This is a genomic window from Brevibacterium pityocampae, from assembly GCF_039541555.1.
GTDB classification, from domain to species: Bacteria; Actinomycetota; Actinomycetes; order Actinomycetales; family Brevibacteriaceae; genus Brevibacterium; species Brevibacterium pityocampae.
On the sequence record NZ_BAABGL010000036.1, the window covers coordinates 70,524 to 83,696 of the forward strand.

13 protein-coding genes are annotated in these 13,173 nt (G+C 73.1%); 1 reads left to right on the plus strand and 12 read right to left on the minus strand.

Features of this window, described 5'->3' with window-relative positions:
- Nucleotide 1 precedes the first annotated feature (1 nt).
- From ABD883_RS13355 to thiL, 7 genes are all read right to left on the minus strand, one after another.
- Nucleotides 2-529: a YceD family protein gene (locus ABD883_RS13355; RefSeq protein WP_137320162.1), complete on the minus strand. Its 528-nt coding sequence runs from the start codon at nucleotides 527-529 to the stop codon at nucleotides 2-4.
- A gap of 64 nt (nucleotides 530-593) precedes the next feature.
- Nucleotides 594-1,826, minus strand: coding sequence for an MFS transporter (locus tag ABD883_RS13360; protein ID WP_345032738.1), 1,233 nt, complete (start codon nucleotides 1,824-1,826; stop codon nucleotides 594-596).
- Nucleotides 1,823-2,314 (minus strand): pantetheine-phosphate adenylyltransferase, encoded by a 492-nt coding sequence (coaD, locus tag ABD883_RS13365; RefSeq protein WP_137320164.1) that lies wholly within the window; start codon nucleotides 2,312-2,314, stop codon nucleotides 1,823-1,825. The genes ABD883_RS13360 and coaD overlap by 4 nt, the downstream gene beginning before the upstream one ends.
- Before the next feature lie 9 nt (nucleotides 2,315-2,323).
- Nucleotides 2,324-2,914 carry a 16S rRNA (guanine(966)-N(2))-methyltransferase RsmD gene (rsmD, locus tag ABD883_RS13370; protein WP_295689385.1) on the minus strand — a complete coding sequence of 197 codons (591 nt, stop codon included), beginning with the start codon at nucleotides 2,912-2,914 and terminating at the stop codon, nucleotides 2,324-2,326.
- On the minus strand, nucleotides 2,914-5,160 hold the full coding sequence (locus ABD883_RS13375) for an ATP-dependent DNA helicase RecG (protein WP_345032741.1): 2,247 nt from the start codon (nucleotides 5,158-5,160) through the stop codon (nucleotides 2,914-2,916). Before ABD883_RS13375 ends, rsmD begins: the two co-directional genes overlap by 1 nt.
- Before the next feature lie 24 nt (nucleotides 5,161-5,184).
- The gene (locus tag ABD883_RS13380) at nucleotides 5,185-6,771 is read right to left on the minus strand and encodes a DAK2 domain-containing protein (RefSeq protein WP_345032743.1); all 1,587 of its coding nucleotides are present in this window, start codon (nucleotides 6,769-6,771) and stop codon (nucleotides 5,185-5,187) included.
- Nucleotides 6,768-7,784 (minus strand): thiamine-phosphate kinase, encoded by a 1,017-nt coding sequence (thiL, locus tag ABD883_RS13385; RefSeq protein WP_295689390.1) that lies wholly within the window; start codon nucleotides 7,782-7,784, stop codon nucleotides 6,768-6,770. Before thiL ends, ABD883_RS13380 begins: the two co-directional genes overlap by 4 nt.
- A 37-nt stretch (nucleotides 7,785-7,821) precedes the next feature.
- On the opposite strand from thiL, the gene ABD883_RS13390 reads away from it, so the two are divergent.
- Nucleotides 7,822-8,301 (plus strand): DUF3515 family protein, encoded by a 480-nt coding sequence (locus tag ABD883_RS13390; protein ID WP_137320169.1) that lies wholly within the window; start codon nucleotides 7,822-7,824, stop codon nucleotides 8,299-8,301.
- A 30-nt stretch (nucleotides 8,302-8,331) separates the two neighbouring features.
- On the opposite strand, the gene ABD883_RS13395 is transcribed toward ABD883_RS13390, so the two are convergent.
- From ABD883_RS13395 to murA, 5 genes are read right to left on the minus strand one after another with little or no spacing between them, the layout of a single operon-like run.
- Complete coding sequence (locus tag ABD883_RS13395) at nucleotides 8,332-9,462, minus strand: D-alanine--D-alanine ligase family protein (protein ID WP_265809936.1); 1,131 nt, start codon at nucleotides 9,460-9,462, stop codon at nucleotides 8,332-8,334.
- A 9-nt stretch (nucleotides 9,463-9,471) separates the two neighbouring features.
- Nucleotides 9,472-10,011, minus strand: coding sequence for a YbhB/YbcL family Raf kinase inhibitor-like protein (locus tag ABD883_RS13400; RefSeq protein ID WP_247423858.1), 540 nt, complete (start codon nucleotides 10,009-10,011; stop codon nucleotides 9,472-9,474).
- Between the two features lie 24 nt (nucleotides 10,012-10,035).
- Complete coding sequence (locus ABD883_RS13405; RefSeq protein WP_137320172.1) at nucleotides 10,036-11,043, minus strand: NAD(P)H-dependent glycerol-3-phosphate dehydrogenase; 1,008 nt, start codon at nucleotides 11,041-11,043, stop codon at nucleotides 10,036-10,038.
- Complete coding sequence (locus tag ABD883_RS13410) at nucleotides 11,040-11,849, minus strand: lysophospholipid acyltransferase family protein (protein ID WP_137320173.1); 810 nt, start codon at nucleotides 11,847-11,849, stop codon at nucleotides 11,040-11,042. Before ABD883_RS13410 ends, ABD883_RS13405 begins: the two co-directional genes overlap by 4 nt.
- A complete protein-coding gene (gene murA, locus ABD883_RS13415; protein WP_345032749.1) occupies nucleotides 11,846-13,165 on the minus strand; it encodes a UDP-N-acetylglucosamine 1-carboxyvinyltransferase in 1,320 nt (439 codons plus the stop codon). The genes ABD883_RS13410 and murA overlap by 4 nt, the downstream gene beginning before the upstream one ends.
- Nucleotides 13,166-13,173 lie beyond the last annotated feature (8 nt).

Sequence of the window (13,173 nt, forward strand, 5' to 3'; positions counted from 1 at the left end):
TCTAGCTCTCTTTCTTCTCGTCCAACAAGTTCTTCAGTGCCGACCAGCGGGGGTCCGTCTCCGGCACGCTCTCGGGCAGATCCTCGCCCAGCGTGTACCGGAAGGCCTCGCCGTCCTCGTCCTCGTCCTTGACGGGGCGGAACGGCAGGGCCATCACGACGGCGTCCCGGATCGCCGGTTCGAGGTCGATCCGGTCACGATCGACCGTGTACGACTCCTCGTCCCCGGGCTCGCGCTCGTAGACGAAGAGCTCTGTGATCGCCACATCGAGCGGCAACTCCAGATCCTCGAGCGTCCGGGCATCCTGCCCCTGAGCCGCAGCGCGGACGCTGCCGGAGACGTAGATCCCCTCGACGACGCTCTCGAGCTGCAGTGCGAGCTCGATCGGCGAACCCTCGGGCACACCGATCATCTCGATCCGCAGGTCCTCGGGAGCCGGTACCGTGGTGTCCAGCCTCGACCACTCCCCGGGCCTGTCGATGAGACCCAGCTTGCGGAGGTCGAGCACGAGTTCGGATCGGTTCCTCATGTCTCACCTCCATCGTCGATGCCGCACACGCCGGGATCGGACCCCGCGGATGACACGCGAGACACTAGTCTAGACGCTCCCGAGGTGAACTTCCAGTCGGCGGAGCCCCGCGCAGCGCGGTCGATCCGGCGGCAGTGAGGAGGAGCGCACCGGACAGCAGGAACACCGCCCCGGTCGGCCCGAAGGCCGCGACCCCGGCCGCCGCGGCGGGGATGACGACCTGGCTCAGCCGGTTGCCGGCGAGCCGGATCGAGAGCACCGCGGCCCGGTTCGCGGGGTCGGCGAGCGTCGACACCCAGGTCATCGTCATCGGCTGCGTGAGCCCGAAGGCGAACCCGGCGGCGACCATGAGGATCGCGAGCACCCAGAACCGCGGCTGCACCGGGATGAGGAGGAGCGCGATCCCCCCGGTCAGGCTGGCGAGCGCGAGCAGGCGGGTGAAGGGGACGAGCCGGGTGAGCCGTCCGATGGAGAGCCGGGACACGATCGAGGCGAGCGTGCGCAGGGTGAGGAGCGCGGCCACCGCCTGCACCCCGAGGCCGTAGCGCTGGCCGATGAGCGGCAGGTAGGCGGTCATGATGTCGACGGCGGCGAGCGTGGCCATCGAGGCGAAGATCGCCGGCTTCATCCCCCGGGTGCCGAGGATGGCGAGCGGCGAGCGGACGCTCGAGCGCGCCTCCGCCCTGGGTACGTGGCGCACCGCCGGGCGGCGCGTGATGCCGACCATCGCCGGCACCGCGAGCGCGGCGATCCCGGCCATCGCCCACATCGCCGGCTGCACGTGGGCGTCGGCCCCGCCGGTGCCGGCGATGAGGCCGGCCACCGGCACGCCGACCGCCTGCCCGGCGGAGACCCCGACGGTGAGCGTGCCGAAGCGACGGTTGAGGTCGGACTGCGCGAAGGACTGCGGGATGAGCGCCTGCCCGGACACGGTGGTGAGCACCTGCCCCATGCCGAGCGCCATGTTCGCCGCGAGCAGCACCGCCACCCCCGGGGACCAGGCGGCGCCGGCGGCCGGGAGGATCGTGAGCACGGTGCCGATCCACATCACCGGCATCGCGTAGCCGCGGTCCACCCAGCGACCGATCGGGATCGCGGCGAGCAGCGGGGCGAGCGAGTAGGTGGCGGTGACGAGGCCGAGCACCCCCGCCCCACCGCCGAGCTCGAGGGTGCGGTAGGAGATGAGCACGCGCAGCCCGTTGTAGGCGGCGTGGACGATGAGGGTGTAGACGATGAGCGCGGTGAACCAGCCGGGTCCGCGCCGCCCGGAGTGCGCGCGTGCGGCGCTCGCGGTCATCCGCGCTTCGCGTCCATCGCCTCCAGGACAGCGGCGGGCACGAGGCCGGAGACGTCGCCGCCGAGTGCATGGACCTCACGGATGAGGGAGGAGGACACGTGCTCGAAGCGCGGGTCACCGGGGACGAAGATCGTCTCGAGCTCGGTGAGGTGGCGGTTCATCAGCGCCATCGGCAGCTCGTAGGCGAAGTCGGTGCCCGAGCGCAGGCCCTTGATCACCGCGCGGGCCCCGATGTCCCGGCAGTAGTCGACGAGCAGGCCGCCGGGCACGTCGTCGATGACGATGTTCTCCGCCGCCGCGGTGCGCGCGTCCTCCTCGAGCCCGGCGGTGATCAGCGCGATGCGCTGGGCCAGCGGGAAGTTGCCCGTCTTCGAGGGGTTGTGCACGACGGCGACGACGACCTCGTCGAACAGGGCCGAGGCGCGCGCGGCGATGTCGATGTGGCCGACGGTGACGGGATCGTAGGACCCGGGCAGGACTACCTTCATGCGGCCATCCTAATGCTCACCCGCCGCGGCCTCCCGGGCGGCGTCCTCGGTGAGCTGGAGGAGCCACAGTCGGGTCTCCCCCATCGTCCTCTCGCGGTACACCTCGAGATCAGCGGGCAGCGCGGGGGCCGGGGAGCGCGAGGAGCGCTCGAGCACGACGAGGGAGTCCGCCCCGACGAGGACGGGCACGAGGAGCGCGAGCACCTCGGCGACGTCCGACTCGCCCAGCGGATAGGGCGGGTCGGCGAACACGAGATCGGCCGAGCGGGCCGGGCGCTCCCGCAGCGCCGTCGTCGCCTGCCGGGTGAGCACCTCGGCCCGGTCGTCGAACCCGAGGGAGCGGATGTTGCCGGTGATGACCCGGGCCACCGAAGCCGCCTTCTCGACGAACACCGCGCGCGCAGCCCCCCGGCTCAGCGCCTCGAGGCCGAGCGCCCCGGAGCCGGCGAACACGTCGAGCACCCGCGCTCCGTCGAGCACGCCCAGCGCGGCGAGGGAGGAGAACAGCGATTCGCGCACCCGGTCGGAGGTCGGCCGGGTGCCGTCGCCGGGCGGCGCGCTCAGCGGCCGGCCGCGGTGGGTGCCTGCGATGATCCGCATCAGCCGGCCTCGATCCAGTCCTCGTCCGCCGCCCCGAGGATCCGGTCGATGGCCGCCCGCAGGGCCGGCTGCCCGGTCAGGCCCGGGTCGGCGGCGACGATCTGCCGGGCGGCCTCGCGCGCCTGCTCGATGATCTCGACGTCGCGGATCACCGACAGGTGGCGCAGGGAGCTGCCGCGGCCGGACTGGGCGCGGCCGAGCACGTCGCCCTCGCGGCGCTGCTCGACGTCGTACTCGGCGAGCGCGAAGCCGTCGAGTGTCGCAGCGACCGTCTCGAGCCGCTCCATCGTCTCGGATCCGGCGGCGCGGCGGGTGACGAGGAAGCAGGTGGCGGCCGAGCCGTCGCGGCCCACCCGCCCGCGCAGCTGGTGGAGCTGGGCGACGCCGAACCGATCGGCGTCGTAGACGACCATGGTGCGGGCGTTGGGCACGTCGATGCCGACCTCGATGACGGTGGTCGCGACGAGGACGTCGATCTCCCCGGCGGCGAACCGCCGCATCACCGTGTCCTTGTGGGCCGCGTCCATCCGCCCGTGGAGGCTCGCGACCCGCAGGCCGGCGACGGCCGGGTGCTCCTGCACGCGGGCGACGAGGTCGTCGACGCCGAGCACCTCGGGCACGGGTTCGCCCTCGGCGTCGATCTCCGGCGGCTGGGTCTCGATCCGGGAGGCGACGATGAAGGTCTGCTCGCCGCGCGCCCCGCTCTCCCCCACGATCTCGAGGATCCGGCCGAGCCAGCGGGGGTGGGCGTCGAGCGACACCGCGTGGCTGGTGATCTCCCGGGTCCCGCCGGGCATGTCGGAGAGCACGGACACGTCGAGGTCGCCGAACACCGTCATCGCGACGGTGCGCGGGATCGGGGTCGCGGTCATGACGAGGGTGTGCGGGATCCGGTCGCCGCCCTTGGCCCGCAGGCTCTCCCGCTGCCGGACACCGAACCGGTGCTGCTCGTCGACGACGACGAGGCCGAGGCGGGAGAACATCGTCGTGTCCGACAGCAGGGCATGGGTGCCGACGAGGATGTCGATCCGCCCGGACACGAGGTCGAGGAGGAGCCGCTTGCGCTCGGCGGTCGACAGCGATCCGGTGAGCAGCCCGACGCGCACCCGGCGCGCGCCCGGACTGCCGGCCCCAGCCCACACCGTGGTGAGGTCCCCCGCCGCTCCGCTCGGGTCGAACAGGCCGTCGGGTTCGGCGAGGCCGCCGAGGTAGCGCAGGAGCGAGCGGTGGTGCTGGGCGGCGAGCACCTCGGTCGGGGCGAGGAGGGCGGCCTGGGCGCCGGAGTCGACGGCCTGGAGCATGGCGCGCAGGGCGACGAGCGTCTTGCCGGAGCCCACGTCGCCGTGGAGCAGGCGGTTCATCGGCTCCTCCCCGGCGAGGTCGGTCGCGATCGCGTCGCCGACCGCGTGCTGGGAGCCGGTGAGGGCGAAGGGCAGGCCCGCGTCGAAGGTGCCGAGCAGCCCGGCGGAGCGCGGTGCCCCGTCCTCGTCCCCGTCACCGGCACCGGCACCGGGCAGGGCGATGGCCCGGTCGTCGGCGGCGAGCGCCTTGCGGGACAGCAGCTCGGCCTGCAGCGCATAGGCCTCCTCGAACTTCCAGCGCCGTCGGGCGCGCTGCGGCTGGTGCTCGTCGACGGGCCGGTGCATCCATTCGAGCGCGGTGCGGTAGTCGGGGAGGCCGTTGACGGCGCGGATCTCGTCGGCGATCGGGTCGGCGAAGGCCTCGGGCGGGGCGGTGTCGAGGAGGACGCGGATGAGCCGCTGGATGCGGGTCGTCGCGATCGTGCTCGTCGCCCGGTAGACGGGGATCGGCACGGACAGGTCCTCGTCGTCGAGCGATTCCGTGCCGGTCGGGTTGAGCCAGCGCGGCGAGGCGATCTGCACGGTCCCGCGGTACAGGGTGACCTTGCCGGTGAGCGCCACGTGCCGGCCGGTGGTGAGCGTGTTCGCGATCCACGGCTGGTTGAAGAACGGCGCTTCGACGTCGGACAGGCCGTCGGAGAGCACGACGGTGGTGAGCGACTTCCGGTTCGCGAGCTGCTTGGCGGTCACGCGCACCACGCGGGCGCTCACCACGGCGACGGTGTCGGGCACGAGCGCATCGAGCGGGGTGACCTCCCCGGGCACCACGTAGGTGCGGGGGAAGTGGCGCAGCGCGTCCTCGAGGGTGGTGATGCCGACGGTCGCGAGGTCGGTGAGATCGCGCTTGCGGGAGATCAGCTTCGCCAGCGGGGTGTCGGTGCTCATGGGGTGCCTCCCGTCCGCCCGGTCCTATTCGACGCCGAGCACCGCGTAGCCGCGCGGGTGCAGGCTGTGGACGGTCTCGACGGAGATCTCCGGGTGGGCGTGCGCGAGGTGCGCGGACAGCGCGGCGCCCACCGTTTCCGGCAGCCGGGCGCCGGTGACGACGGTGAGGAGCTCCCCGCCCGCGCCGAGCAGTCGTTCGGCGAGCGCGACGACGGCCTCGACGGGGTCGGTCTCGACGGCGCGGATCCGGCCGTCGATGACGGTGAGGAGATCGCCGGTCTCGAACATCAGGGGGCCGGCGGAACCGGTGCGGGCCTGCACCACCGCGCCCACCCGGGTGGCTGCGGCGGCCTCGGACATGTCGGCGTGGATGACGCGCGGGTCCTCGGCCGCATCGTGGACGGCGAGCGCGGAGAGCACTGCGGCGACCGAGCGGGAGCGCACGATGCTCACGTCCTCGGCCGTGCCGTGGGCGGCCTGCACGCGCTTGAGCGCGGCGGCGCTGTCGGGCACGACGACGACCGGGGAGGAGGCGTCGGCGATGAGCTCGGCGAGGCGCTCGTGGACGGCGGGGTGGTCGGAGTCGAGGACCAGCGCGTCCTGCAGCCCGCAGGCGAACAGCAGCCCGACTCCGCTGGCGAACGCGATCACCGTGGTCCGGGTGTCGCTCCCCCCGGTCACCGACAGGTCCTCGACACGCAGGTCGGACACCCCGTAGGCGTCGCAGGCGGTGAGCACCGCGAGCGCGTGCTCCTCGTCGGGGACATGGACGTGGACCATCGGCCACGACACGACGACGGAGGTGCCGCGCGCCTTGGCGAGCAGCCGCTTGACCGGGCGGGTGCGGTCTTTCTCCTCCGCGAGGTGGAACACGAGCTCGAGGGCGTCCTCGCCGTCGCCGTGGCCGCCGCCGGTGAGGACCGGGAGGGCGACGCCTGCGGACGCGTCGTGGGCGATGCCGCGCTCGGAGGTCGGGGCGCGCCCGGTGACGGTGAGGTAGAGGAGGTCGAACAGCTCGACGATGCCGGTGGACCCGGCGTCGACGATGTTCGCCTCGAACAGCACGTCGAGCTGACCGGTGGTCTCCCGCAGGGCGGCGCGGGAGCGGGCGCGGACCGCCTCGATCTGTGCGATGAGGGTGTCCCCGGCCTCGGCACGCGTGCGGGCTTCGGCGGCCATCGCCTCGAGCACGGTGAGCATGGTGCCGTCGACGGGGTCGGCGACGGCCTCCCGGGCGCGGAGGGCGGCGAGCTCGAGGGCCGAGGCGAAGGCGGGCGCGTCGAGCACGGTGACGCCTTCGAGGGCGTCGGCGACGCCGCGCAGCGCGACGGACAGGATGAGGCCGGAGTTGCCCCGCGCCCCGCGCAGCGCGCCGGTGGCCATCGCGCCGATGACCGCGGGGAGGGTGACGGAGCCGGACAGGCTCTCCACCGCGCGGTAGGCGCTGCGCACGGTGTGGTAGAGGTTCGACCCGGTGTCGCCGTCGGGGACGGGGAACACATTGAGCGCGTTGATGTCGTTGCGCTCGCGGCGCAGCCGCTCCACGGTGCGGCGGGCCCAGCGGGCGGCCAGCCGACCGTTGAGTCGGACCGGGTCCTCCTCCGTGCTCACCTGTCCCCCGTGAAATGCCTGAATGCGGTGTCGGCGACCGGCTCCCCGTCGAGGGAGACGCCGGAATCGCCCGCCCGGCACGTGCCGATGCGCGTCCAGCCTACCGGAATGCGCCCCGGATCCACGGTGGCGATGAACCCGTGGTCCTCTCCCCCGGTGAGCACCCAGTGGAGGGCGCGGGCCGCGGGGTCGGGATCCCCGAGCGCGCGGGCCGCCGGGACCAGGGGCGCGGCGAGCGCGGTGAGAGCGTCGCGGTCGAGCGCGGCGGCCACCCCCGAGGCGCGGGCGACCCGGCCGAGATCGCCGGCGAGTCCGTCGGAGGCGTCGATGAGGGCGTGCGCGGACCCGGCGATCGCTGCGGCCGCGGCGTAGTCCGGGCGCGGGGCACGCTGCACCTCGATGAGAGCGGCGAGGTCCGCCGGGGCGCCCTCGGGGGCGCACCCGGCGAGGAGGAGGTCGAGGCCGGCGGCCGCCCGGCCGAGGGTGCCGGCGAGCACGACCGCATCACCGGGCCGGGCTCCGGAGCGGAGCACCGCGGGCCCGGTCAGCGTGCCGAGCGCGGTGACGGACACGATGAGGCAGGGGCCGCCGGACAGGTCGCCGCCGAGCACGCTCGCCCCGGCGCGCCGCGCCTCGGCCGCGAACCCGTCCATGATCCCGGTGAGCACGTCCACCGGGGTGGTGCCGGGAGCGCCGAGGGAGATGACGAGCCCGTGCGGGGCGGCGCCCATCGCGTGGACGTCGGCGAGATTCTGGGCGGCGGCCTTGACGCCCAGGCGCACCGGATCACACCAGGCGGGCAGGAAGTCCTCCCCCTCGACGAGCATGTCCGCGGTGGTGACCAGACGGCCCTCGATCCGGGACACCGCGGCGTCGTCGCCGGGCCCCACCGGCACCCGGGCGGGGTCCGGGGCGGGCAGCCGCGTGAGGATCCGGGCGAGCACCCCGTCCTCCCCGAGCGCTTCGAGGGTGGGGCTCGCAAGGGAGTTCACGGAGTCGGCAGAAGGGGTCATAGTCCCCCAGTATGCCAAGCGGACTACCCTGGGAGGCATGCTCCGTCGCCTCCTCCCGCTCCTCGTCCTCGCACCCGTGCTCGCGGCCTGCACCCCGGCCCTCGTCCTCGAGCCGGCCCCGCAGGCGCACGACCCGGCCTGTGCGGAGGTCATGCTGCGGATGCCCGATGAGATCGACGGGACCCCGGACCGCGACACCTCGGCGCAGGGCACCGAGGCCTGGGGGGATCCGGCGCTCGCGATCGCGCGCTGCGGGATGGAGCCGCCGGCGCCCACGACGGACCGCTGCGTCACCGTCGACGGAGTGGACTGGATCTCCACCGAGGAGTCCGAGGAGTCGTGGACGTTCGTCACCTACGGGCGCACGCCCGCCGTCGAGGTGATCCTCGACCCGACCCGGGTGTCCGGGGCGACGGTGCTGTCCACGGTGTCACCCGCGGTCACCGTGCTCGAGCAGACCGGTGAGTGCGTGGGCGCCCAGGACGCCGAGCAGGTGCCCGAGGCGCCCGAGAGCTGAGCGCTGTCCGCCCGACCGGGCGGCTGCTGCTCAGGCGGAGATGCCGGGAGCCGCGGCGGGGACGTCCTCGAGCGCGGTGCGGATGAGCTCGGCGACGACGCTCGGGTAGTCGACGCCGCTCGCCTCCCACATGCGGGGGAACATCGAGCTCGGCGTCATGCCGGGCAGGGTGTTGATCTCGTTGATGACGACCTCGCCGGCGGGGGTGACGAAGGTGTCGACGCGGGCCAGTCCGGTGCAGTCGAAGGCTTCGAAGGCCCGGACCGAGGCGGCTCGCACCCGGTCGGCGACCTCGCTGTCGAGGTCCGCGGGGCAGCTGAGGACGACGGCATCGCCGTCGAGGTACTTCGCCTCGAAGTCGTAGAACTCGTGATCGCCGACGACGGTGATCTCCCCGAGCTCGCTCGCCCGGGCGGGCTCGCGGTGGATCGAGCCGAGCACCCCGCACTCGATCTCCCGGCCGGTGACCATGGGCTCGACGATGACCTTGTGGTCGTGGGCGAAGGCCTCGGCGAACGCCGCGGCGAGTCCTGGGGCGTCGGCGACCTTGGACACGCCGACGCTCGAGCCGGCGCGCGCGGGCTTGACGAAGACGGGGAAGCCGAGGCCGGTGACGCGCTCCGTCACGGCGGCGGGGTCGGCCTGCCATTCACGGTCGGTCACCCGCTCCCACGGGCACACCTCGAGGCCGGCGGCGCGGAGCACGATCTTCATGAAGTGCTTGTCCATGCTCGCTGCGGAGGCGTAGACGCCCGAACCCACGTAGGGGGTGCCGGAGAGCTCGAAGAAGCCCTGGATCGTGCCGTCCTCGCCGAACGGGCCGTGGAGCATGGGGAAGTAGACATCGACCGCGCCGAGCTCGGTGATCGCACCACCGGCGTCCCGGTGGAGCAGCGGGGCCCCGGTGGCGGCGATCGGCGGGATCACCGCGGTGCCGTCGTCGGCGACCTCCGGCATCGCCGCGGCGTCGAAGTGCATGTCCTGCCAGTCCTCGACGAGCCTCCACGTGCCGTCCTGGGTGATGCCGATCGCCAGCGCCCGGTACTGCGCGGGGTCGATCGCCGCGAGCACCCCGGCAGCCGTGACGCAGCTGACGGAGTGCTCCGGCGAACGGCCGCCGAACAGCACGGCGACGAGCGGACGGGTGTCTGCGGGAGTCATCCCCCCAGATTACTTCGCCTCGAAAGTGGTTTCGATCCAGGCGCGCCCGATGGACTTGAAGAACAGGTTGAAGCCGACGAAGGCCGGGGACGCCGAGTCGTCGAGGCCGAGCGGCTCGGACAGCGCGTGGACGATGAAGAAGTAGCGGTGCGGGCCGTGGCCCTCCGGCGGGGCGGCGCCGACGAAGCGGGGCTCCCCGGCGTCGTTGCGCATGGTGACCGCGGCCTCGGGCAGGAGCCCGGCGTCGGGGTCGCCGGCGTTCGTCGGGAGCGCGGTGACGTCGGCGGGGAGGTCGGCGACGACCCAGTGCCAGAAGCCGGAGCCGGTGGGCGCCTCGGGGTCGTAGCAGGTCACCGCGAAGGCCTTGGTCTCCGCAGGGAACCCGGACCAGGACAGCTGCGGGGAGACGTCCTCGCCGCCGGGCACGCCCATGATCCCGGAGCGCTGCGCCGCGGCGAGCTCGCCGCCTTCGGTGATGTCCTCGCTGGTGAGCTCGAAGCGCGGGACCTCGTTGAGGTTGGCGAACGGCGAGTTGTGGAATTCGGTCATGGCGACTCCTCGGGTATCGGTCGGCTAGTGCGTCGGTCCTTCGGTCTTCCTCTTCCGAGCCAATAGCAATCCGGCGAGTTCGTCAACACGCAGGCGCCCGCCGAGCACCGCGACGACGGCCTGGGTGATCGGCAGCTCGACGCCGCGGGAGCGGCCGAGCTCGAGCACTGCGGCGGCGGACTTCACGCCCTCGGCGGTCTGCCGGGTGCGGGCAGCGGCCTCCTCGAGGGTGAGACCCTCCCCGAGCAGCCGGCCGAACGAGCGGTTGCGCGACAGCGGCGAGGCGCAGGTCGCGACGAGGTCGCCGAGCCCGGCGAGGCCGGACAGGGTGTGGAGCTCGGCACCCATGTCGAGGGCCAGCCGCGAGGTCTCTGCGAGACCGCGGGTGATCACCGAGGCCTTAGAGTTGTCGCCGAGCCCCTGCCCGTCGCACATCCCCACGGCGAGCGCGATGACGTTCTTGATCGCCCCGCCGAGCTCGACGCCGGTGACGTCGGTGTTCGTGTAGGGCCGGAAGTAGGGGTTCGCGGTGAGCGCGGCGATCCGCTCCGCGGTCTGCGCGCTGTGCGAGGCGACGACGGTGGCGGTGGGCTGCCGGGCGGCGATCTCCTTGGCGAGGTTGGGACCGGACACGATCGCGATCCGCTCCCCCGGCATCCCGGAGACATCGGCGATGACCTCGCTCATCCGCTTCCCGGTGTCGACCTCGATGCCCTTCATCAGGCTGACGAGGATCGCATCGGGTGCGAGCAGCGGGGTCCAGGCGGCGAGGTTCTCCCGCAGGGACTGGGCGGGCACCGCGAGCACGACGACCTCGGCGCCGGTGAGCGCTGCCGCCGGGTCCGCGGTCGCGGTGATCCGCTCGTTGAGCACGAGCTCGCCCAGGTAGGCGCGGTTGGTGTGGTGGGCGGTGATCTCCTCGGCGACCTCGGGCCGGCGCGCCCACAGGGTGACGTCGTTCCCGGCGTCGGCGATCACGCCGGCGAAGGTCGTGCCCCAGGATCCGGCGCCGAGCACGGCGATGCGGCTCATCGGCCGGCCTCCGGGTCCTCGGTGAGCGCGGCGCGGAACCGCTCGGGCAGCTCCTCCCCGCGCAGCCGGGCCACGCCGGCGGCGATGTGGGAGGTGATGCGGTCGGTGAGCGCGCGGATGCCGTCGTGGTCGTAGGCGAGATCCTCATAGGCGATCGGATCGCCGAACAGCACCGTGCACACCGAGCCGGGGCTCGGCTTCGGGATCTTCGAACCCACCGGCATCGGCTTCTGCAGGCCCCAGTGCGCGAGCGGGATCACCGGGGCGCGGGTCTGCAGGGCGAGCCGGGCCGCCCCGGTCTTCGAGGGCTCCGGCCACAGCTCGGGGTCCTTGGTCAGGGTGCCCTGCGGGTAGATGACGACCTTCTCCCCGGCCTCGAGCGCGGCGCGCGCGTACTGGAGGGAGTCGCCGGCCCGGGCGGAGCCGCGGAGCACCGGGATCTGTCCGATCCGCTTGAGCACCGCCCCCACGATGCCGGTGAACAGCCCGGACTTCGCGAGGTAGTGCGGCAGGTAGCCGTTGCGCCACAGGGTCAGCCCGATCGCGATCGGGTCGAGGTAGCTCGCGTGGTAGGGCACGATGATCGCCGGACCCTCGGGGATCCGGTCGAGGCCGAGGACCTCGATCCGCCCGAACAGCGGGTAGAGGAGGCCCACGGGGCCGGCGATGAAGGGAGCGGACCGGTACTGGCTCCGCAGCGCCGGGTCGTCGAACTCGACGTGGTACTTCGGGGCGTGGAACTTCTTGGCGGTCTTGGGCACGCGGGGCTCCGGGGTCGCAGGGTCGGTCCTCTCCGGGGCGCTCATCCGGCGCTCACCCGGGCCCCCAGTCCGTCGAGCTTGTCGAGGAAGTCCTCGTAGCCGCGGTTGATGAGCTCGATGCCGCGCACCCGTGAGGTGCCCTCGGCGGCGAGGGCGGCGATGAGGTGGGAGAACCCGCCGCGCAGGTCGGGCACCTCGATGTCCGCGCCGCGCAGCGGGGTGGGCCCGGAGATCACGGCGGAGTGGCGGAAGTTGCGGCGGCCGAACCGGCACGGGGTGCCGCCCAGGCACTCGCGGTAGAGCTGGATCGTCGCGCCCATCCGGCCGAGCGCATCGGTGAATCCGAACCGGTTCTCGTACACGGTCTCGTGGATGATCGAGAGCCCGGTGGCCTGGGTGAGGGCGACGACGAGCGGCTGCTGCCAGTCGGTCATGAAGCCGGGGTGGACGTCGGTCTCGAGGACGATCGAGTTGAGCGGTCCGCCGGGGTGGCTGAATCGGATGCCGTCCTCGAGCACCTCGAAGGCGCCGCCGATCTTGCGGAACACGTTGAGGAAGGTGATCATGTCCTGCTGGTGCGCACCCTCGATGACGATGTCGCCGCCGGTGGCGAGGGCCGCCGATGCCCAGGACGCCGCCTCGATGCGGTCGGGCAGGGCGCGGTGGGTATAGCCGGTCATCGACTCGACGCCCTCGATCCGGACCACCCGGTCGGTGTCGACCGAGATGATCGCGCCCATCTTCTGCAGGACCGCGACGAGGTCCATGATCTCGGGTTCCATCGCGGCGTTCTTGAGCTCGGTGATGCCCTCGGCGCGCACCGCGGTGAGGAGCACCTGCTCGGTCGCGCCGACGGACGGGTACGGCAGCTCGACCTTGGTGCCGCGGAGCCGCTGGGCGGCGGTGAGGCGGATGCCGCCCGGGGTCTTGTCGACGGTGGCGCCGAACTGCCGGAGCACGTCGAGGTGGAAGTCGATCGGCCGGTCGCCGATCCGGCAGCCGCCGAGGTCGGGGATGAAGGCCTGTCCGAGGCGGTGGAGCAGCGGGCCGCAGAACAGGATCGGGATGCGCGAGGCGCCGGCGTGGGCGTCGATGTCGACGATCGAGCCCTGGGATGCCCCGGCCGGGTCGAAGGTGAGCTCGCCGTCGGGGAGGCCGGAGTCCGGGCCGGCGCTCACGCTCACCCCGTGGACGTCCAGCAGCCCGGTGACGACCTCGACATCGCGGATCCGCGGGACGCCGCGGAGCACCGAGGGAGTGTCGCCGAGCAGCGAGGCGACCATCGCCTTGGAGACGAGGTTCTTCGCCCCGCGGACGCGGACGCGACCCGCCAGCGGCGTGCCTCCGTGGACCTCGAGCATGTTCCTCC